At 68.2% G+C, this 18991-nt stretch carries 16 protein-coding genes; 13 read left to right on the top strand and 3 right to left on the bottom strand.

Annotation, left to right across the window (positions count from 1 at the left end; genetic code table 11):
• Nucleotides 1-14 precede the first annotated feature (14 nt).
• The 8 genes from ABD866_RS11110 (at nucleotide 15) to pyrF (ending at nucleotide 6496) form a co-directional block, all read left to right on the top strand.
• The gene (locus ABD866_RS11110) at nucleotides 15-479 is read left to right on the top strand and encodes a hypothetical protein (RefSeq protein WP_345064722.1); all 465 of its coding nucleotides are present in this window, start codon (nucleotides 15-17) and stop codon (nucleotides 477-479) included.
• A gap of 48 nt (nucleotides 480-527) precedes the next feature.
• Complete coding sequence (gene fmt / locus ABD866_RS11115; protein WP_345064725.1) at nucleotides 528-1541, top strand: methionyl-tRNA formyltransferase; 1014 nt, start codon at nucleotides 528-530, stop codon at nucleotides 1539-1541.
• Nucleotides 1538-2254 (top strand): AzlC family ABC transporter permease, encoded by a 717-nt coding sequence (locus ABD866_RS11120; protein WP_345064728.1) that lies wholly within the window; start codon nucleotides 1538-1540, stop codon nucleotides 2252-2254. The genes fmt and ABD866_RS11120 overlap by 4 nt, the downstream gene beginning before the upstream one ends.
• Nucleotides 2251-2586, top strand: coding sequence for an AzlD domain-containing protein (locus tag ABD866_RS11125; protein WP_345064731.1), 336 nt, complete (start codon nucleotides 2251-2253; stop codon nucleotides 2584-2586). Before ABD866_RS11120 ends, ABD866_RS11125 begins: the two co-directional genes overlap by 4 nt.
• Before the next feature lie 69 nt (nucleotides 2587-2655).
• On the top strand, nucleotides 2656-3855 hold the full coding sequence (locus ABD866_RS11130) for a phosphoglycerate kinase (RefSeq protein WP_345064734.1): 1200 nt from the start codon (nucleotides 2656-2658) through the stop codon (nucleotides 3853-3855).
• A gap of 209 nt (nucleotides 3856-4064) precedes the next feature.
• A complete protein-coding gene (locus ABD866_RS11135) occupies nucleotides 4065-4751 on the top strand; it encodes a hypothetical protein (RefSeq protein WP_345064738.1) in 687 nt (228 codons plus the stop codon).
• Nucleotides 4748-5305 (top strand): FlgO family outer membrane protein, encoded by a 558-nt coding sequence (locus ABD866_RS11140; protein ID WP_345064741.1) that lies wholly within the window; start codon nucleotides 4748-4750, stop codon nucleotides 5303-5305. The genes ABD866_RS11135 and ABD866_RS11140 overlap by 4 nt, the downstream gene beginning before the upstream one ends.
• 360 nt (nucleotides 5306-5665) lie before the next feature.
• Complete coding sequence (gene pyrF, locus ABD866_RS11145) at nucleotides 5666-6496, top strand: orotidine-5'-phosphate decarboxylase (protein ID WP_345064744.1); 831 nt, start codon at nucleotides 5666-5668, stop codon at nucleotides 6494-6496.
• Nucleotides 6497-7000: 504 nt separating this feature from the next.
• Here the strand turns inward: pyrF and ABD866_RS11150 are convergent.
• The 3 genes from ABD866_RS11150 to uvrA all read right to left on the bottom strand — a co-directional run bounded on the left by ABD866_RS11150 (nucleotide 7001) and on the right by uvrA (nucleotide 11642).
• Nucleotides 7001-7984, bottom strand: a complete 984-nt coding sequence (locus tag ABD866_RS11150) for an EamA family transporter (protein WP_345064746.1) — start codon at nucleotides 7982-7984, stop codon at nucleotides 7001-7003.
• Nucleotides 7981-8421, bottom strand: coding sequence for an acyl-CoA thioesterase (locus ABD866_RS11155; RefSeq protein WP_345064749.1), 441 nt, complete (start codon nucleotides 8419-8421; stop codon nucleotides 7981-7983). Before ABD866_RS11155 ends, ABD866_RS11150 begins: the two co-directional genes overlap by 4 nt.
• A 116-nt stretch (nucleotides 8422-8537) precedes the next feature.
• A complete protein-coding gene (uvrA, locus tag ABD866_RS11160; protein ID WP_345064751.1) occupies nucleotides 8538-11642 on the bottom strand; it encodes an excinuclease ABC subunit UvrA in 3105 nt (1034 codons plus the stop codon).
• A gap of 185 nt (nucleotides 11643-11827) precedes the next feature.
• On the opposite strand from uvrA, the gene ABD866_RS11165 reads away from it, so the two are divergent.
• The 5 genes from ABD866_RS11165 to ABD866_RS11185 all read left to right on the top strand — a co-directional run bounded on the left by ABD866_RS11165 (nucleotide 11828) and on the right by ABD866_RS11185 (nucleotide 18985).
• The gene (locus tag ABD866_RS11165; RefSeq protein ID WP_345064754.1) at nucleotides 11828-14788 is read left to right on the top strand and encodes a fibronectin type III domain-containing protein; all 2961 of its coding nucleotides are present in this window, start codon (nucleotides 11828-11830) and stop codon (nucleotides 14786-14788) included.
• 422 nt (nucleotides 14789-15210) lie between these two features.
• Nucleotides 15211-15729 (top strand): phage tail protein, encoded by a 519-nt coding sequence (locus ABD866_RS11170; protein WP_345064756.1) that lies wholly within the window; start codon nucleotides 15211-15213, stop codon nucleotides 15727-15729.
• A 14-nt stretch (nucleotides 15730-15743) separates the two neighbouring features.
• On the top strand, nucleotides 15744-16250 hold the full coding sequence (locus tag ABD866_RS11175) for a phage tail protein (RefSeq protein WP_345064759.1): 507 nt from the start codon (nucleotides 15744-15746) through the stop codon (nucleotides 16248-16250).
• 19 nt (nucleotides 16251-16269) lie between these two features.
• Nucleotides 16270-16812 carry a phage tail protein gene (locus ABD866_RS11180; RefSeq protein ID WP_345064762.1) on the top strand — a complete coding sequence of 181 codons (543 nt, stop codon included), beginning with the start codon at nucleotides 16270-16272 and terminating at the stop codon, nucleotides 16810-16812.
• A gap of 37 nt (nucleotides 16813-16849) precedes the next feature.
• Nucleotides 16850-18985: a choice-of-anchor U domain-containing protein gene (locus tag ABD866_RS11185; protein ID WP_345064765.1), complete on the top strand. Its 2136-nt coding sequence runs from the start codon at nucleotides 16850-16852 to the stop codon at nucleotides 18983-18985.
• Nucleotides 18986-18991: the final 6 nt, after the last annotated feature.

The following is an 18991-nucleotide window of genomic DNA, read 5'->3' on the forward strand; positions in this document are numbered from 1 at the left end:
AAGCGTGCTGGCTGATGGGGGCTGCTGCCCTTGCGCTGCTGCTCGGTTGTGCCAGCGCGGGCCGCATGCCGCTGGGTACCACGGACGCGGCCGTGAAGGCCCAGCTGGGCTCGCCAACTTCGCGAACCACCGTGCCCGAGGGCGAGCGCTGGCTCTACTCGCAGTTGCCGTCCGGGTCTGAGGCGCATGCGCTGTCGTTTGATGCCGCGGGCCGTCTGGTACGCATTGAGCAGGTGTTGACGGCCGCGGCTTTCGAGGCCCTGTTGCCGGGGCAGCTGACCGAAGCGCAGGCCCTGGACCGCTTCGGTCCTCCGCTCCGCGTCGAACGCGTGGCCCGGTTCGATGGCGACGTGTGGACCTACCGCTTCAAGGTCGTCAATGACCTGCGCCTGGCGCATCTGCATTTCGACCGTCAGCGGGTGCTGCGCCAGATGCTGTACACCGACGAACTGCCGTTGCTGGCCGATCCCCGCGACTAGTGGTGGCGCCTGTCACCCCCAGCGCCGTTTTTATCTTTGGGTTGCTCCATGCGCATCGTCTTTGCCGGTACTCCTGAATTCGCCCGGGTGGCGCTCGAGCGGCTGCTGGCCGCAGGCTTTGAAGTGCCGCTGGTGCTGACCCAGCCCGACCGGCCTGCCGGGCGAGGCATGAAGCTGCAGGCTTCGCCGGTCAAACAACTCGCGCTGGAACACGGAATTCCGGTGGCCCAACCGCGCAGCCTGCGGCTGGACGGGCGCTATCCAGACGACGCCCACGCCGCGCAGCAGGCGCTGGAGGCGGCCGACGCCGACGCGATGGTGGTGGCCGCCTACGGCCTGCTGTTGCCCCAATGGGTGCTGGACCGCATGGCTGCTGGCTCCTCCGGGCGTCGTGGCTTCGGCTGCCTGAACATCCACGCCAGCCTGCTGCCGCGCTGGCGCGGCGCGGCGCCCATCCACCGAGCCATTGAGGCGGGCGATGCGGACACCGGCATCACCATCATGCAGATGGACATCGGCCTGGATACGGGCGACATGCTGCTGGTCGAGAAGACGCCGATCGAGCCGACCGACACCACCGCCAGCCTGCACGACCGTCTTGCCGCCTTGGGTGGGCGGATGATCGTCGAGGCGCTGGAGCTTGCGGCCTGTGGCGGTCTGCGCCCGGTGCGCCAGCCACAAGAGGGCGTCACCTACGCCCACAAGATTGAAAAAGCCGAAGGCAGCATCGACTGGTCGCTGCCAGCCAGCGTGATCGACCGCCGGGTGCGTGCGTTCGATCCGTTTCCCGGCGCCAGCACCGAGTGCTGCGGTGAAGTCATCAAGGTGTGGTGCTCTGAAATTGATAGCGGCTCGTGCTTGCCGGGTAAGCACGAGGGGCAGATTTTGACTGTGAACGCCGACGGCGTGACGGTGGCCTGCGGGCAGGGCGCCCTGCGCCTGACGGTGCTGCAGCGGGCGGGTGGCAAACGGCTGGCGGCTGCAGACTTTTTGCGGGGCTTCGACCTGCAGCCCGGCATGGTGCTGGGCGCTGCGGGCGGTGTGGCCGCCCCCGGCGCATGAGCAGCCTGCTGGCGGTGCGCGCCACCGTTCGCCATCCGGCCTTCCGCCTGGCCATCCAGGACATGGCCGGTACCTCCCTGGGCATTGCGGCCTGGGGCCTGGTCACGGGCGTGGCCATGGTCAAGACCGGTCTGCCAGTGCCCTTGGCCATCTGCATGTCGCTGCTGGTGTACGCCGGCAGCGCGCAACTCGCGGTGTTACCGCTGTTGGCTGTCGGCGCACCGCTGTGGGTGGTGTGGCTCACTGCGGCCTGTGTCAACCTGCGCTTCGTGATCTTCAGCAGCCTGTGGCGCAGCTACTTCGCGCACCTGCCCCTGCGCCAGCGGCTGGCCATCGGGTACTTCAGCGGCGATGTGATCTTTGTCGCGTTCATGAAGCGCTATCCGCAGCAGGCTCCGGCACCCGGCCAGGTGCCGTACTTCTGGGGCGCTGCCAGCACCAACTGGGTGGCGTGGCAGGTGCCGTCCATTGCGGGCATCTTGCTGGCCAACGCGGTGCCGCTGTCCTGGGGGCTTGGCTTCGCCGGTGTGCTGGCCCTGCTCGGGGTGCTTCTGTCCATGGTCAACGACCGTGCCACCTGGGTGGCCACGGCGGTGGCGGCCACGGCCGCAGTGGCCGCCTTTGCGCTGCCGCTCAAGCTCAACATTCTGGTGGCCATTGCCGCGGCGGTGGCCGCCGGGCTGCTGATGGAGCAGACGGAGCGCCGCCGATGAACGCGCACTGGGTCGAGGTGCTGGTGGCCATCGTGGGGCTGGCGGCCATCACCGTGGTGTCGCGCGCGCTCTTCATGATCCCCGAGCGCGAGCTGCCCCTGCCGGATTGGCTCAAGCGCGGCCTCAAGTACGCGCCGCTGGCCGCCCTCACGGCGGTCATCGCGCCCGAGATCCTCATGGCCCAGGGGGCTGTGCTCACCACATGGCAGGATGCCCGCCTGCCTGCGGTCGCCTGCGCATGCGCCTATTACTTCTGGCGGCGCGGCATTCTGGGCACCATCGTGGTGGGCATGGCGGTGTACCTGCCGCTGCACATCGGCTGGGGCTGGTAGGCGCGCGGTGGCGCGGGCCGCCCTCCTACAATGGCGGGCGATTTTTTCCGGCTCCAACCACTTCCCGCCATGAACATCCTCCGTTTCTCTGACCTGTGCGCCCAGGGCAAGGCCCGCGGCCAGCGCGTCTTCATCCGTGCCGACCTGAACGTTCCGCAAGACGATGCGGGGCGCATCACCGAAGACACGCGCATCCGCGCCTCGGTGCCCTGTATCCGCATGGCGCTGGAGGCGGGTGCCGCCGTGATGGTGACCAGCCACCTGGGCCGTCCCACGGAAGGCGAGTTCAAGCCCGAGGACTCGCTGGCGCCCGTGGCGCAGCGCCTGGCCGAACTGCTGGGCCGCGAGGTGCCGCTGGTGGCGAACTGGGTGGACGGCGTGCAGGTGGCGCCCGGCCAGGTCGTGCTGCTGGAAAACTGCCGCCTGAACGTGGGCGAGAAGAAGAACAAGGAAGACCTGGCGCGCAAGCTGGCCGCGCTGTGCGACATCTATGTGAACGATGCGTTCGGCACGGCCCACCGGGCCGAGGGCACGACGTATGGCATTGCGCAATTTGCCCCGGTGGCCTGTGCAGGGCCGTTGCTGTCGGCCGAGATCGACGCCCTGACCAAGGCCCTGGCCCAGCCCCAGCGCCCGCTGGCCGCCATCGTGGCGGGCTCCAAGGTGTCCACCAAACTCACCATTTTGCAAAGCCTGGAGTCCAAGGTGGACCAGCTCATCGTGGGCGGCGGCATTGCCAACACCTTCATGCTGGCCGCAGGCCTGCCCATCGGCAAGAGCCTGGCCGAGCCTGACCTGCTGGGCGAGGCCCGCGCCGTCATGGACGCCATGAAGGCCCGCGGTGCCGAGGTGCCGATTCCCACCGACGTGGTGGTGGCCAAGACCTTTGCCGCCGACGCACCGGCCACGGTGAAGTCCGCCCGCGATGTGGCCGAGGACGATCTGATCCTGGACATCGGCCCCGAGACGGCGGCCCGCCTGGCCGCCCAGCTCAAGACGGCAGGCACCATCGTCTGGAACGGCCCGGTGGGCGTGTTCGAGTTCGACGCCTTTGCCAACGGCACGCGCACCCTCGCACAGGCCATCGCCGAATCGCCCGCCTTCAGCATCGCTGGTGGAGGCGACACCCTGGCGGCGATTGCCAAGTACGGCATCGAGGCGCAGGTTGGCTATATCTCGACAGGCGGCGGCGCGTTTCTGGAAGTGCTCGAAGGCAAGCAACTGCCGGCTTTCGAGATTCTGGAGCGCCGCGCCCAGGCAGCCGCCTGAGCGGCTTCTGGAGCCCGCAACAGTGTCTGGGCGGAGCGCCGCAGCGCCCCGCCCGACTGTGGACAAAAACAACGAACCGCCTGCTGTGGGGCGCGTTTAGCGTAATTTTTTCTTGTTTTTGTTGAGCTAACCGCCCAGAATCGGCTCCAGTCGAGCGGAGCGCGCGCGCCTTGTGCATCCTCCGCCTGTCCAGTGTGTAGGAGGGAATCATGGCGTTTTCAAAAGCAATCAGATGGGCTGTCCTGGCCGGTGCCGTGGCCACCCTGGCCGGGTGTGCGTACCGTGCGCCAATCCCGCTGGCCGAGAACTTTGAACTGACGGTCCAGCCCAAGGTGCGCTCGGCCGGTCACTGGGAGCTGGTCTCCCGCGACGTGGTGGCGCAGACCATGACCACGCTGGAGAAAGCCGGTGTGGCCCCGGGCACGCAGTTGCATGTGGCGCTGCCGGCCAACCCCAGCCAGTTCGACCTGGGCTTCCGCGAATTCCTGATCACGCAGCTGGTGCAAAACGGCGCTGCCGTGCAGCAGAACCCCGGCCAGACGCTGGATGTGACCTACCACACCCAGGTGGTGCGCCACAACAGCGCACGCCCGCACTTCATCCCCGGTCAGTTCACCATGATCGCGGCTGGCCTCATGGCTGCGTACGGCCTGCGCCACGAGCACCTGGACGTCCAACTGCTGGCCACGCTGGGCCTGACCGCTGCCGCCGACTACGGCGCCAGCATCAACTCCGGCGGTCCCACCAACACCGAGCTGATCCTGACCACCACCGTCACGCGTGGCGGCCAGTACATCGACCGCAAGACCGACGTGTACTACCTGGAGAACGCTGACGCTCCGCTGTTCATGCGCCCCACGTACCGCAACGTTCCCATGAAGGTTGTCTCGCAATGAAAACCACCCTCGTCCTGACGGCGCTGGCTGGCGCCTTGGCGCTCACGGGTTGCGCCTCGAACAATGTGCCGGTGCGCGTCGAGCCCACCTACCAAGAAGCCGCGAGCAATCCCTTCATCAGCGCCAACCGCGATGCAGTGGCCAAGCTGGTGGCAGGTTTTGACCAGTCGGTGCTGGGCGGTGGCCCCGTGCTGGTGGCCACTGTGGTCAACGTGAACGACCTGTCCCGCTCGGCCCCGCTGGGCCGCACGCTGTCGGAGCAGTACGCCAGCCACATGGCGGCGGCCGGCTTCAATGTGCGTGAGATCAAGCTGCGTGGCGACGTGTTCGTGCGCGAAGGCGCGGGCGAGTTGCTGCTGTCCCGCGAAGTCAAGGACATCGCGCGCAGCCAGAACGCGTCGATGGTGCTGGTGGGCACGTACTCGGCCGCGGCCAACTTCACCTACGTGAGCCTCAAGCTCGTGCGCACCGAAGACAGCCGTATTGTGCGCGGCCACGACTACGCCTTGCCGAACGACCGCGACGTACAGCGCCTGCTGGCCGTGCCGCGCTGACCCCCTGGCCCCGGGCGTGTGACACCACCGCCCACGCCTGACCAAAGCCGTCGCGTGCGACGGCTTTGTGCTTTCTGGCGTTCTGACATTGCCAGGGCCGCCGCCTGCCTCAGTGCCCAGGCGCACTGGCGCATTGGCGCATTGGCGCATTGGCTGGGCTGGCGGATCTCAGCGCCAAGCGCCGCTGCGCGGCGCAGCCTGCTGCGGTCTGGTGTGCAGGGCGAGGCCGCGGTCCCACCGCCCGATGAGCCCGTGTCCGCGCCTGTGTCCCTTGGTAGTGGTAATGGCCGTGGCACTGCGCAGCACGCGCAAGGGGGGGCGAAGCGAGGCGCAGCCCCTGCGCGCCTAGAATGGCGCCCCATGACGTTCCTCGACATGTTGCGCGCAGCCACGGCGCAGAACCGCTCGATGCTCTGCGTGGGGCTGGACCCGGAGCCTTCCCGTTTTCCGGGGGCCATGCGCGGCGATCCGCGCCGCATTTACGACTTCTGTGCGGCCATCGTCGATGCCACCGCCGACCTCGTGTGCGCCTTCAAGCCGCAGATCGCCTACTTTGCCGCGCACCGGGCCGAGGACCAGCTCGAACGCCTGATGCAGCACATGCGCACCCATGCGCCGCAGGTGCCGGTGATCCTGGACGCCAAGCGCGGTGACATCGGCTCCACCGCAGAGCAGTACGCCAAAGAGGCCTTTGAGCGCTACGGGGCCGACGCCGTGACGCTCTCGCCCTTCATGGGCTTTGATTCGGTGCAGCCCTACCTCGAATACCCGGGCAAGGGTGCGTTTTTGCTGTGCCGCACCTCCAACCCGGGCGGCGACGACCTGCAGAACCAGACCCTGGCCAGCGTGGACGGGCAGCCCCGGCTGTACGAGCATGTGGCGCGATTGGCCCAGGGCCCGTGGAACCGCAACGGCCAGCTCGGCCTAGTGGTGGGGGCCACCTATCCGGCCGAGATCGAGCGCGTGCGCGCCCTGGCGCCCACGGTGCCGCTGTTGATTCCGGGCGTGGGCGCGCAGGGCGGCGATGCGGTGGCCACGGTGCGCGCTGGCTGGCGTGCCGACGGCCCGATCGTTGTGAACTCCTCGCGCGCGATCCTGTACGCGTCGTCGGGCGACGACTTTGCCCAGGCCGCACGCGCCGAGGCCGAGCGCACGCGCGCGCTGCTCGAAGCGGCACGTGGCGTGGCCTGAGCCAGTCCGCCTCTTCCATTTGCTATTGATTTCGTAGCTGCCCGTGCTTGTTGAATAAGCATGAACCGCCAATTGGGCACCTGAGCGCCAGCCGCCGCTGCGGCGGTGGAGTGGCGAGTGGCTGTGCGTCCCGCCGCATGCAGAGTGCCAGCGCTTGCGCAGGCGGCATGGTGACCAGACCGGCAAGGCACGCCCGGCGCGGTGCCGGGCCCCTGTGCCGCGCGGCGCTTCGGCGCGGGGCCGCGTGCGCGCGGTTGACTCCTTGTGCGCTGCTTTGCGCCTTGGCGTGCGCTGATGGGCCCGTGTGTACCCTGATGTGCCTTCGCACCGGGCGACCGCGTAGAGCACGGACGACCGGCCTGCGGGCCTCAATGCGCCGCAGCCAGGCCGCACGCTGCAACCGGTGCCCGACCCGGAGACGGTGCGCAGGGTCATCGGCCCGCGCTTGGAACACTCCGTGCCCCGGCGGCCCGCGCAGGCGGTATGGTGCTGCTTGCTATTAAATCAGTAGCTGCTCGTGCTTGATTTGTCAGCACGAGCGGCCCAAAACCCTGTCCATCGCGGCCCGAGCGTGACACACAGCAGCGCCGCCACCACCCAGCCAATGCCCGCCCACTGCCAGGCCGACACCGTCTCGCCCAGCAGCCCCATGCCGGCCAGCAGCCCCACCACGGGCACACCCAGGCTGAACGGGGCCACGCGGTTGGCCGGGTGGCGCGTGAGCAGGCCCGTCCACAGCGCATAGCCCGCAATGGTGGCCACCCAGCCCAGGTAGGCCACCGAAGCCCAGCCCAGCCAGGGCACGGCCGCCCAGGTGCTGGCCTGCGTCCAGCGGGCGGCGTCCGGGTCCAGCCACCCGGCCAGCAGCACAAAGGGCAGCACGGGCACGGCGCTGCTCCAGACCACGAAGGCCAGCGGGTCGTAACCCGGAGCCTGCTGCTGTGCGCGCCGCGCCACCACGTTCGAAGCCGCCCAACTGGCCGCCGCGCACAGCGTGAGCAGCAGGCCCGCGGCTGTGGTGGCCACGGCACCGCCCGCCGGGGCGATCTGCCCCATGGCAAAACAGCCCAGGCCCAGCGCCGCCAGGCCCATGCCGATGCGCAGCGGCACGCCTGGCCGCTCGCGCAGCAGCACGAAGGCCCACAGCGCGGTGAAGAACACCTGGGTTTGCAGCAGCACGCTGGCCAGCGATGCCGTCATGCCCACGCGCAGGCCCCAGAACAGAAAGCCGAATTGCCCCAGCCCCTGGAACAGCCCGAACAGCACCACGGCCTGCCAGGGCACGCGCGGCGGGCGCACCAGCAGCACCAGCGGCAGGGCCGCGCACAGGTAGCGCGCCGCCCCCAGCTGGAACGGCGTGAAGCTGCGCAGCCCCCACTTCATGGCGACGAAGTTCAGGCCCCAGAGCACCACCACCACCAGGGCGGCGGCCAGGTCGCGGGCGCTCAGCCCGGCCGGGCGGCCGGTTGCGGGGGTGGGCGCGTTCACAGCGCGGCCCGCGCGGCTTCGATGTGGGCGCGCACGCGCTGGGCCAGGGCGATGTCGCCGGGCGTCTCGGGGCTCCAGCGGTCGATGGCGCGGGGCTGGCCCTGCTCGTCCACCGCGGTGTAAACGGCCACGCAGCGCGTGACGCGCACGGGCTCGCTGCCGGTCACGGGGTGGCGGCGCACCTCGACAATGAGGTTCATGCTGCTCTGGCCGGTGTAGGCCAGCTGGGCCTGCACTTCGACCAGGTCGCCCAGGTGGATGGGCTGCTCGAAGTTGGCGCTGCCCACGAGCGCCGTCACGCACGCCCCCCGCGCCCAGGCGGTGGCGCAGGCAAAGCCGGCTTCGTCCACCCAGCGCAGCACCGTGCCACCGTGGATGCGGCCCGACACGGGCAGCGTGCTTTGTTGGGCCAGAAAGCGCAGCGTGATCGAGTGCATGGGCAGGGGCTCCGGCGGCGGAGCGGTGCGGGGGATGAACCCATTATTCCGCAAGCCCCGCGCTGTAGTCGGCCCGCCTGTCGCGCCGGCGCGGGCGGCTGTCGTGCGGCCCGCCCTCAGGCCCGGCGCAGGTAGGGCTCCAGGTAGCGGCCAGTGTGGCTGGCCGGGTGCGCGGCCACCTGCTCGGGTGTGCCCTGGGCCACCACCGTGCCGCCGCCTGCGCCGCCTTCGGGGCCCATGTCGATGATCCAGTCGGCGGTCTTGATCACGTCGAGGTTGTGCTCGATGACCACGATGGTGTTGCCCGCATCGCGCAACTGGTGCAGCACCTTGAGCAGCAGATCGATGTCGGCAAAGTGCAGGCCCGTGGTGGGCTCGTCCAGGATGTAGAGCGTGCGGCCGGTGTCGCGCTTGGACAGCTCCTGCGCGAGCTTGACGCGCTGCGCCTCTCCGCCCGACAGCGTGGTGGCCGACTGCCCGAGCCGCAGGTACGACAGGCCCACGTCCAGCAGCGTCTGCAGCTTGCGCGCGATGGTGGGCACGTCCTGGAAGAACGCGTAGGCGTCTTCCACCGTCATGTCGAGCACCTGCGCGATGTTGCGGCCCTTCCACTGCACTTCCAGCGTTTCGCGGTTGTAGCGCTGGCCGTGGCAGATGTCGCAGGGCACGTACACGTCGGGCAGAAAGTGCATCTCCACCTTCACCACGCCGTCGCCCTGGCAGGCTTCGCAGCGGCCGCCGGCCACGTTGAACGAAAAGCGCCCCGGGCCGTAGCCGCGCTCTTTGGCGGTGTTGGTCTCGGCCATGAGCTCGCGGATCGGCGTGAACAGGCCGGTGTAGGTGGCCGGGTTGCTGCGCGGCGTACGGCCAATGGGCGACTGGTCCACGTTGATGACCTTGTCGAAATACTCCAGGCCTTCGAGCGCCTCGTGCGGCGCGGGCTCTTCGTGCGCGCGGTGGATGTGGCGCGCCGCGGCCTTGTGCAGCGTGTCGTTGACCAGCGTGCTCTTGCCTGAGCCCGACACGCCCGTCACGCAGGTGAGCAGGCCCACGGGGATCTCGACCGTGACCTGCCGGAGGTTGTTGCCCGTGGCTCCCACCACACGCAGCGCCTGCAGCGCGCCCTGCGTGGCGCGGTGCTCGGCCAGGCGCTGGGCCTTGCGTTCGGCGCGCTGGCGGCTGGCCTCGGTCTGCGGAAAACGCGACTCGGCCACGGGCAGCGCTGGCGGTGCGTCGTCGCCGCGCACGGGCAGCCAGGGGGTGCGGCGCGCAGGCACGGCAATGCGGCGCGCGCCGCTGAGGTACTGGCCGGTGGGCGAATCCGGGTGGTCGCGCAGCGCGGCGTAGTCGCCCTGCGCCATCACGCGGCCGCCGTGCACGCCCGCGCCCGGGCCCATGTCGATCAGGTGGTCGGCCGCGCGCATCATGTCTTCGTCGTGCTCGACCACGATCACGCTGTTGCCAATGTCGCGCAGGTGCTGCAGCGTGGCGATCAGCCGGTCGTTGTCGCGCTGGTGCAGCCCGATGCTGGGCTCATCGAGCACGTACATCACGCCCGTGAGGCCCGAGCCGATCTGCGATGCGAGGCGGATGCGCTGGGCCTCGCCGCCCGACAGCGTCTCGGCGCTGCGGTCCAGGCTCAGGTAGTTCAGGCCCACGTCGTTCAAAAAACGCAGGCGCGTGGCGATCTCGTGCACCACCTTGCCTGCGATTTCGGCCTTGGCTCCGGCCAGCTGCAGCGCGCCAAACCAGGCCTGCGCGTCGGCCAGCGTGGCGTGGCTGATTTCATAGATCGCCCGGGCCTGTGCGCCCTCGCCCACCTTCACATGGCGGGCCTCGCGCCGCAGGCGCGTGCCGTGGCATTCGCCGCAGGGCTGGGTGCTGCGGTAGCGGGCCAGGTCTTCGCGCACCACGGCCGAATCGGTTTCGCGGTAGCGGCGTGCCATGTTGGGCAGGATGCCTTCAAACGGGTGCTGCTTGACCACGGCCTTGCCCTTGGAGGCCCCGCTGTCGAGCACGTAGCGGAACGCGATCTCTTCGGTGCCCGAGCCGTGCAGCAGCACGTGCTGCGCGCGTTCCGGCAGCGACTCGAACGGTGCCTCCACGTCGAAGCCGTAATGCGCCGCCAGGCTTTCGATCATGGCGAAGTAGTAGCCGTTGCGCCGGTCCCAGCCCTTGATGGCACCGCTGGCCAGGCTCAGCGACGGAAAGGCCACCACGCGTGCCGCATCAAACACCTCTTGCTGGCCGATGCCGTCGCAGGCCGGGCACGCGCCCTGGGGCGAGTTGAAGGAGAACAGCCGCGGCTCCAGCTCGCCCAGCGAATAGCTGCACACCGGGCAGGCAAAGCGGCTGCTGAACAGGTGCTCGGTGCCGGTGTCCATCTCCAGCGCGAGCACGCGGCCATGGCCGTCGGCGCCCGTGGCCTCGGCTCCCACGCGCAGCGCGGCCTCAAAGCTTTCGGCCAGGCGCTGCTGCAGCCCCTGCCGCACTTTCAGGCGGTCGATCACCACGTCGATGTCGTGCTTCTCCTGCTTCTTGAGCGCGGGCAGCGCTTCGTATTCGAGCACCTGCCCGTCGACACGAAAGCGCACATAGCCGCGTGCCTGCATCTCGGCAAACAGCTCGGCAAACTCGCCCTTGCGGCCGCGCGCCACGGGGGCCAGCACCATCAGGCGCGTGTCTTCGGGCAGCGCCATCACGGCGTCCACCATCTGGCTCACGGTTTGTGCGGCCAGTGGCAGGCCATGATCTGGGCAGTAGGGTGTGCCCGCGCGGGCGTACAGCAGGCGCAGGTAGTCGTGGATTTCGGTCACCGTGCCCACAGTGGAGCGGGGGTTGTGGCTGGTGGCCTTCTGCTCGATGCTGATGGCGGGCGACAGCCCTTCAATCAGGTCCACATCGGGTTTGTCCAGCCGCCCCAGAAACTGCCGCGCATAGGCCGACAGGCTCTCCACATAGCGCCGCTGGCCCTCGGCGTACAGCGTGTCAAACGCCAGGCTCGACTTGCCCGAGCCCGACAGCCCCGTGATCACCACGAGCTGGTTGCGCGGGATGTCGAGGTCGATGTTCTTGAGGTTGTGCGTGCGCGCACCTCGGATGCTGATGCGCTGCTCGCGCAGGGCACGGGCGAGATAGGCGCCGTCGGCAGCTCCGGCAGCGGCGTGGTCGAGGTTGCGAGGCTGGGTCACAGGAGGCTTGGGCGCAAGACAACCCACCATGATAGGGTAGAGGCTGATCGGCTGTTGCCTCGTTGCCCAGGACGTTCGCGGGCGTCTCCAAGTCCCCCGCACCATGCACCGACGAACGTTGGGCGCCGGATTCGCGAATCCCGGCGACGCAAACACCGCGCTCGGCTGTTGGGGAGGCTTGATCCGGTGATTCAAGCCTCCACCACGCGCATCTCATGCCTCTTTCGCCCATGTGTCTGACTTTTTCTGGCTTTCGGTCTTCGTCGTGTTTCGTCAACACCCTTCGCCTGCCGCGCTTGTGCCCACGCCTGGTCTTGAGCCTGGTGGTCCTGATGGCGCTGTCTGCTCTGCCAGGCAGGGCCGCCGCGGTCATCAGTGAGACCTTCGATGCCACCTTCTTGCCCGATGGGGCGCGCAGCGTGGGCGACCCTGGCGCCAGTCGCACGCTGGGTGATTGGACCCTGTTCGTCCTGGCTGCCAGTGAGGGGATCGATCCCAACTCTACGGTGCATGTAACCAACCAATCGTCTGACACCCTCCTGGCGAACGACGTATCGGACAAGGCGGTGTTGCTGGACGGTTACACCCCCGGAGGCCCAGGGATTGCCGCAGCGGTGGTGAAGTCCGCCAGTGGCGAGAAGTTTTCCCTGACTTCGATCGCGGTGGATAACCGCTCCGCGGGCGCTCAGGGTTACCGCCTGAAGGGATATCGCGACGGGGCCGAGGTGGCGGGGGCGAGCCTTGATTTCTCGTTTCCTCAAAACGGGGCCACGCGTGGCATGGTGCTCACGGTCAGCGGCCCGGCTTGGCAGTTTCTGGACGAGTTAAGGATCTCACACCAAAACGGCTCGACGGATATCAGCCTGGCGATTGACGATATCTTGGTGGGGCCAGCGGTACCCCCAGACACTGTGGCTCCCGCTCTGGTGGGCGTCGGTTCTGCAGCGGCGAATGGCCTCTACAAGATCGGCGACGTGATCAGCATCTCGGTGAGTTTTGACGAAACGGTCATCGTGAGCGGTGTGCCCCAACTCACGCTGGAAACCGGCGCAGTAGACCGTGTGGTGAACTACTCCGGCGGGAGCGGGACATCCACCCTCACCTTCGACTACACCGTGCAGCCGGGCGATGCCGCTGCAGATTTGGACTATGTGGCGAGCCAGTCGCTTTCGCTGAATGGGGGCAGCATACGAGACGCAGCCAACAACGACGCGATTGTGACCCTGCCATCGCCGGGGAGTGCTGGCTCGCTGAGCGCCAATCGAAACCTCATGATCGACGGCGTGTATCCGGCTGTCACCAGCACAGCGCCCATGGGCGGTGCAACGCCCACCGACACCAGCGTCGATTTCTCGGTCAATTTCAGCGAGTCTGTGACCCACATCTCGACAGACGACTTCATGGTGGCCACCACAGGTTCTGCCAGCGGGACGATCACGGCCGTGTCGGCTGCTTCAGGTTCGAGCGTGACGGTGACGGTGAGCGCCATCTCGGGCAGCGGCACCATCAAGCTCAACCTCAGGGCGTTCACCAACATCGCAGATGCTGCAGGGAACAGTGGGCCATTTGCTTACAGCACTGGCACGTCGCACGCGGTGGCGTTGCTGAACCCGCCAGGTGCGCCCGCCATCGGCCTGGCCACGGCTGGGGATGCCGAGGCCACCGTCAGCTTTACACCTCCCGCAAGCGATGGCGGAGCCGCCATCATCGGTTACATCGTCACAGCGAACCCCGGCGGTGCCACGCAAACCGGCCCCAGCTCACCCCTCACTGTCGTGGGTTTGACCAACGGCCTGGCCTACACCTTGACCGTCCGTGCGATCAATTCTGAGGGCGCAGGCCCCGCCTCTGCGGCGTCGAACAGCGTGATTCCCGCAGCCCCGCAGACCATTACGTTCCCGCAGCCCGTGACACAAACCTTCGGGGCAAACCCGGACATTTCCCTCGGCGTGTCGTCGACGTCCGGTCTGACAGTCACCTTCACCTCGTCGACGACTGTCGTGTGCAGCGTCACGGCGTACGGACGGCTCAATTTCAACCGGGCTGGCACCTGCACCATCAACGCCGATCAGTCGGGCGACTCAAGCTTCTTGCCTGCGCCTCGGGTGTCGCGTTCCTTTGAAGTCATGGCGGTGGTGCCCAGGGAGCCCACCGCGGTCATGGCCGTGGCTGGGAGCAACCAGGTCTCTGTGTCGTTCGCGCCGCCAGTCAGCTCTGGTGGTGCCTCCATCACACACTACACCGTCACGCCCAGTCCGCTGCACGTACCGCCGGTGAGCGGTACGCAATCCCCGGTGGTTCTCAGTGGCCTGACGAATGGAGTGACCTACACGTTCACCGTGAGCGCTCGGAACGATGCGGGCGATGGGCCGGCATCTTCGGCCTCGAATGCCGTAACACCCAAGAGCACGCAAGACATCAGTTTCGCCAATCCCGGCCCACAGAACTTCGGCACCAATCCCACTCTGACAGCGGCCTCGGACGCGGGTCTGCCCGTCACGTTCAGTTCCGAGACCCCCAGCGTGTGCACCATTACCGGCGCAGGCGTACTCACCTTTCACACGGCTGGTACCTGCTCCATCCATGCCGACCAGGCCGGCAATGCCGAGTATCTGGCAGCTCCGCAGGTCACACGCAGCTTTGTTGTCGCCGGATTGCTCGCGGTCAGCGGCAGCGTCCCAGGAATGGCGGGAGCCGGGACCGCCACGCTCAGCGGCGGTGGTGCCGCCTGCACCCTGGTGGCGGGAGGCGCGCGTTTCATGACCCCGGCGTCCTTGCCTGGGGGGCGTGCTGCACCACACGGGGGGTTTGAGTTCCGCGCCGCCGGGTGTTTGGGGAGCGTGACGCTGACGCTGTCCTATCCGGATCCGCTGCCGGTGGGTGTGGCGTTCTGGAAATGGGGGCCTGCCAGCCCAGGGGCTGCCAGCAGCTGGTTCGCATGGACTGGCGCGACGCTCAGTTCTGACCGGCGCACGGTGAGCTACACCATCACGGACAACGGTGTGGGAGACGCCGATTCGGCCGTGGGGGCGATCAGCGATCCCTTCGTTCCAGCGCTTGCAGGCGCAGACGCGGTCGCGGCCATCCCAGTGGATGCGCCCTGGGCATTGGTGGGACTCAGTGTGCTGCTGGGTTGGATGGGCTTGCGCAGAGCGACCGTGCTCCGTGCACGCTGAGCGCGTTGCCGTTGGGCGATGCGGCTTTGCCCCGCGACTCCAGCGGGGGCTATCGACTCCACGGAGCCGTCGGTTGTAGCCGCAGGCGGCGCGGGCCGCAGGTGATGATGCTCTGGCACTGAGTCACGCGTTCGCGGGATGTGCACCAGCCCACGAGACTCATAAGGTAGCGGCTATGACAAAGCCTGCCTGTTGTGTCGCTGAACCCCCGTCTTCTCTGCCCGGCGCTGTGGGGCGAGCCTCCTCTGTTCTGCATGCGCGTATTCCGCGTCTGCATGTGGGTGCTGACGCTCCGGACACGGCATCGGGCCCCACAAGGCAGGCCGGGAACGCGGGTCTGCTGCGGGGTGCGCTTCGCGCTTTCGCGAGGCGCGACCGCAGGCCCCGTGGTCTGCCTTCTGCTGGACAAAGGATGGGCTGACATGAGCGAAGCATTCCTGGGCGACATTCGCCTGATCGCCAGCACCATCATTCCTGCGGGCTGGGCGCCCTGCGATGGCCGTGTGCTGCCGATTGCGCCCAACCGTGCGCTGTTTGATCTGATCGGCTCCACCTACGGCGGCGACGGGCAGCAGACCTTTGCGCTGCCTGACCTGCGGGGGCGCCTGCCCATTGGGCAGGGAGAGGCACCGGGGCTGAGCCCCCGTGCCATGGGCCAGATGCTGGGCGACGAGCAGGTGGCGCTGACGGTGGAGCAGATGCCGCCCCACAGCCATGCCTTGTATGCGGGCGGGGTGGCCGTCAGCGCTGCACCGCGCGGGCTGCTGCCCGCCGTGGTGGCTGGCTTCAATCTCTATGCCACAGAGTCCCGCAACGCCCAGGCCCTGGCGCGCGGAACAGTGCAAGCCAACCCGGGCGGCGAGCGCCACAACAACGTCATGCCCTCGCTGGTGCTCGGCTTCATCATGTGCGTGGACGGGCCTGTACCCCAGCTGCAGTAAGAGGAGACCTGTCCATGGAAGCCTATCTTGGCGAGATTCGCGTGTTTCCGTTTCAGCGCATTCCGCAGGGGTGGGCGCCTTGCGACGGACGTCTGCTGCCGATTGCCCAGCACACCGCCCTGTTCCAGCTGCTGGGCACCCGCTACGGCGGCGACGGCGTGCAGCGCTTTGCGATACCCGACCTGCGCGGCCGCGTACCGGTGGGTTTCGGGCAGGTGATGGGCGGCATGAGCTTGAAGATCGGCACTGCTGCCGGTGCAGAGGCGGTGGCCCTGACCGAGGCGCAGGTGCCGTCTCACAGCCATGCGCTTCTCGGGGCCGGTGTGGCGGCCGCCACCCATGTGCCCGCAGGCGCTGCCATGGCGCAGCCTGCAACGCCGGTGTATGGCACGCCCCAGGGGGCTCTGATGTCCGCCGGTTCCGTGGAAGTCCTCGGCGCGTCGCAGCCCCATTCCAACATGCAGCCGTCGCTGGTCCTGAGCTGGTGCATGGCGCTCCAGGGCTTGCAAGCCCCTGCCTGACCTTTGCCGGAGTTTCTGGATGTCCGATTCTTTCCTGGGCGAAATCCGCGTGTTTGCCTTTGACTACGCACCGCAGCAATGGGCGTTTTGCCGCGGGCAACTGATGCCGGTTGCGCAAAACACGGCATTGTTCCAACTGATCGGTACAGCCTTTGGGGGCGATGGGCGGGTTCAGTTTGCGCTGCCCGACCTGCAGGGCCGGGCGCCCATGGGCGTTGGCCAGGGGCCAGACCTGAGCCCGCGCCACCTCGGCGCAGCGCCAGGTCTGCCCTCGGAGGTGCTGTTGCCGCAGCACCTGCCCGCGCACGAGCATGCGCTCTGGGCCCAAGGCGGGCCCGCCACAACGTCCTCGCCCGTTGGCGCGGTGCTGGCACAAGGCGGCTCGACCGGCTCCAGGCCTACCCCTGTGCCCACCTACGCGCAGGCCACACCCGACACCCCCATGGCCATGGCCGCGCTGGCCCCGGCCGTGGGCGGCGGGCACATGCACAACAACACCCAGCCTTGCCTGGCGCTGAACTTCTGCATCAGCCTGCACGGCAGCTTCCCTGTGGCGGGGTGAGCAGGTCATGGCCCGTCTGGCTTTCCATCTTTTGCGTATGAGCGCTTGGTGCGGCCAAGGCTGGCATCGTGTTGCGTGGCGGTCGCAGTGGGGCGGACTGGGTCTTGGGTGGCTGGCCGCCTGTCTGGCCATCGCACTGCCCGCACAGGCGGCTGTCACCCCCGGCTCGGTGGATTTCGGCTCCGGCGACCCTGAGCTGGGCCTGATCGGAGCACTGGCTGGTATCGCATTTGATGGGGCGGCCGCGGTCGATGGCCAGGGCTGGGTGTACGGCAAGGCCGACACCTACACCTCATGCACCAACTGCGCGGGCCGTGGCGGCTTTGCGCTGCCTGAGAACGGAGGGGCAAGCACCCCCTCGGTGGCGTTCTTTCGCGCCGCGACGTCCGGAGACCGCTTTGGTGTGAGTGGCGTGCGCATCTACAACCCCAGCCCCGCCAATACCAGCATGACGGTGCAGGGCTTTCGCGAGGGCGTGTTGGTGCGGACCGTGACGCTCCCGCTCACGGTCGTGTCCCCGCAACTGGTGAGTTACGACCTCGGGCTCACCGACGTCGACCGGGTGAGTTTTACTTCCAGCCACGATTGGTTTTTTGCCATCGACGATCTTGGCATTGCCCCGCGGCCGGTCGTGAGCGGACTATCGCCCGTTGGGGGGGCGGGCGGCAGCACGGTCGTGATCACGGGCAGCGGCTTCACAGCCTCCGGGTATCCAGCGGGGACGGTCGTGCGGTTCGGCGCGACCACGGCGACAGCCACTGTGGACAGCGATACGCAGATCACGGCCACGGCCCCCGCAGGTGTGGGCACGGTGGACGTCACCGTGACCACTGCTGGCGGCACCAGTGCCACGGGCAGCGCCACGCAGTTCGCCTATCCACTGGCGTCGCAGAGCATCAGCTTCGCCGCGCCCGGTCCACAGAGTTTCGGCAGCGCCCCCACGCTGGTGGCGACAGCCAGTTCGGGCTTGCCAGTGAGCTTCAGCACGGGGTCGGCGGGCGTCTGCACCATCACCACCGGGGGGCTGCTGAGTTTTGTCGCCACCGGCAACTGCACCATCCATGCCGACCAACCGGGGAACAGCAGTTACAGCGCTGCGCCTCGGGTTTCGCACACCTTCGCTGTGCAGCCGGTTCCGCCGGGGGCGCCCACCGCGGTGGTGGCCACCGCCGGCGATGGCGAAGCCTTCGTCGCGTTTGCAGTCCCGGCCAGCAGTGGTGGCGACCCCATCACCAACTACACCGTCACCTCCAGTCCGGGGGGGATTGCTGCTTCCGGTACGACATGGCCCATTCGAGTGTCCGGACTGACCAATGGGCAGACATACACCTTCACCGTCACGGCGACCAACGGAGCGGGCACAGGCCCCGCGTCGGCAGCCTCAGCCCCGACAACGCCCCGCAGTGCGCAGACCATCACGTTCAACCCCCCCTCGTCGCAGTTCTTCAATGCAACGCCCACGCTGACCGCCTCTGCCAGCTCGGGCCTTGTGGTGAGCTTCACCTCGTCTACCCCGGCGGTGTGCAGCATCACCTCGGGCGGTGCGCTCACTTTTCTGACGGCGGGCACTTGCACCATCCAGGCCGACCAGGCGGGCAACGCCAGCTTTTTGCCCGCCCTGCAGGTCACGCGGAGCTTCCAGGTCAGCCAGCAATTGGGCGTGGTCAGCGCCGTGCCCGGCATGAGCGGCTTTGCCAACGTCTTGCTCAGCGGTGGGGGCGCCACCTGCACCCTGGTGAGCGCGGATACCCGCTTCATGTCCCCTGCGCCCTTGCCGGGTGGTCGCAGCGCGCCCCATGGCGGCTTTCAGTTCCGTTCCGTGGGCTGTACGGGCAGCGTCACCATTGCCATCACGTACCCGGAGCCGCTGCCGACAGGCGTGGCGTTCTGGAAGTTCGGGCCTGCAACGCCCGGCGCTGCCAGCAGCTGGTTTGCCTGGAGCGGTGCCACGCTCAGCCCAGACCGGCGCACCGTGACCTACTCCATCACCGACAACGGGGTGGGCGATGGCGACCCCGCCGTCGGTGCGGTGCGCGACCCGTTTGTGCCGGCCCTGGGCGGTGCGGACGCAGCGGTGGCCATTCCGGTGGATGCGCCCTGGGCGCTGGCGCTGTTGAGCGCCCTGCTGGGCTGGCTGGGCTGGCGACGCGCGACGGCCGTACGCCCGGCCTGAGCGGCC

It is taken from the genome of Acidovorax lacteus (assembly GCF_039540375.1).
GTDB classification, from domain to species: Bacteria; Pseudomonadota; Gammaproteobacteria; order Burkholderiales; family Burkholderiaceae_C; genus Acidovorax_G; species Acidovorax_G lacteus.

Coding starts and splice junctions, on each gene's coding strand:
- ABD866_RS11130 (WP_345064734.1), top strand. CDS start 2,656: ATGAACATCCTCCGTTTCTCTGACCTGTGCGCCCAGGGCAAGGCCCGC.
- ABD866_RS11120 (WP_345064728.1), top strand. CDS start 1,538: ATGAGCAGCCTGCTGGCGGTGCGCGCCACCGTTCGCCATCCGGCCTTC.
- ABD866_RS11135 (WP_345064738.1), top strand. CDS start 4,065: ATGGCGTTTTCAAAAGCAATCAGATGGGCTGTCCTGGCCGGTGCCGTG.
- ABD866_RS11175 (WP_345064759.1), top strand. CDS start 15,744: ATGGAAGCCTATCTTGGCGAGATTCGCGTGTTTCCGTTTCAGCGCATT.
- ABD866_RS11125 (WP_345064731.1), top strand. CDS start 2,251: ATGAACGCGCACTGGGTCGAGGTGCTGGTGGCCATCGTGGGGCTGGCG.
- fmt (WP_345064725.1), top strand. CDS start 528: ATGCGCATCGTCTTTGCCGGTACTCCTGAATTCGCCCGGGTGGCGCTC.
- ABD866_RS11140 (WP_345064741.1), top strand. CDS start 4,748: ATGAAAACCACCCTCGTCCTGACGGCGCTGGCTGGCGCCTTGGCGCTC.
- pyrF (WP_345064744.1), top strand. CDS start 5,666: ATGACGTTCCTCGACATGTTGCGCGCAGCCACGGCGCAGAACCGCTCG.
- ABD866_RS11110 (WP_345064722.1), top strand. CDS start 15: ATGGGGGCTGCTGCCCTTGCGCTGCTGCTCGGTTGTGCCAGCGCGGGC.
- ABD866_RS11165 (WP_345064754.1), top strand. CDS start 11,828: ATGCCTCTTTCGCCCATGTGTCTGACTTTTTCTGGCTTTCGGTCTTCG.
- ABD866_RS11170 (WP_345064756.1), top strand. CDS start 15,211: ATGAGCGAAGCATTCCTGGGCGACATTCGCCTGATCGCCAGCACCATC.
- ABD866_RS11155 (WP_345064749.1), bottom strand. CDS start 8,421: ATGCACTCGATCACGCTGCGCTTTCTGGCCCAACAAAGCACGCTGCCC.
- uvrA (WP_345064751.1), bottom strand. CDS start 11,642: ATGGTGGGTTGTCTTGCGCCCAAGCCTCCTGTGACCCAGCCTCGCAAC.
- ABD866_RS11185 (WP_345064765.1), top strand. CDS start 16,850: ATGAGCGCTTGGTGCGGCCAAGGCTGGCATCGTGTTGCGTGGCGGTCG.
- ABD866_RS11180 (WP_345064762.1), top strand. CDS start 16,270: ATGTCCGATTCTTTCCTGGGCGAAATCCGCGTGTTTGCCTTTGACTAC.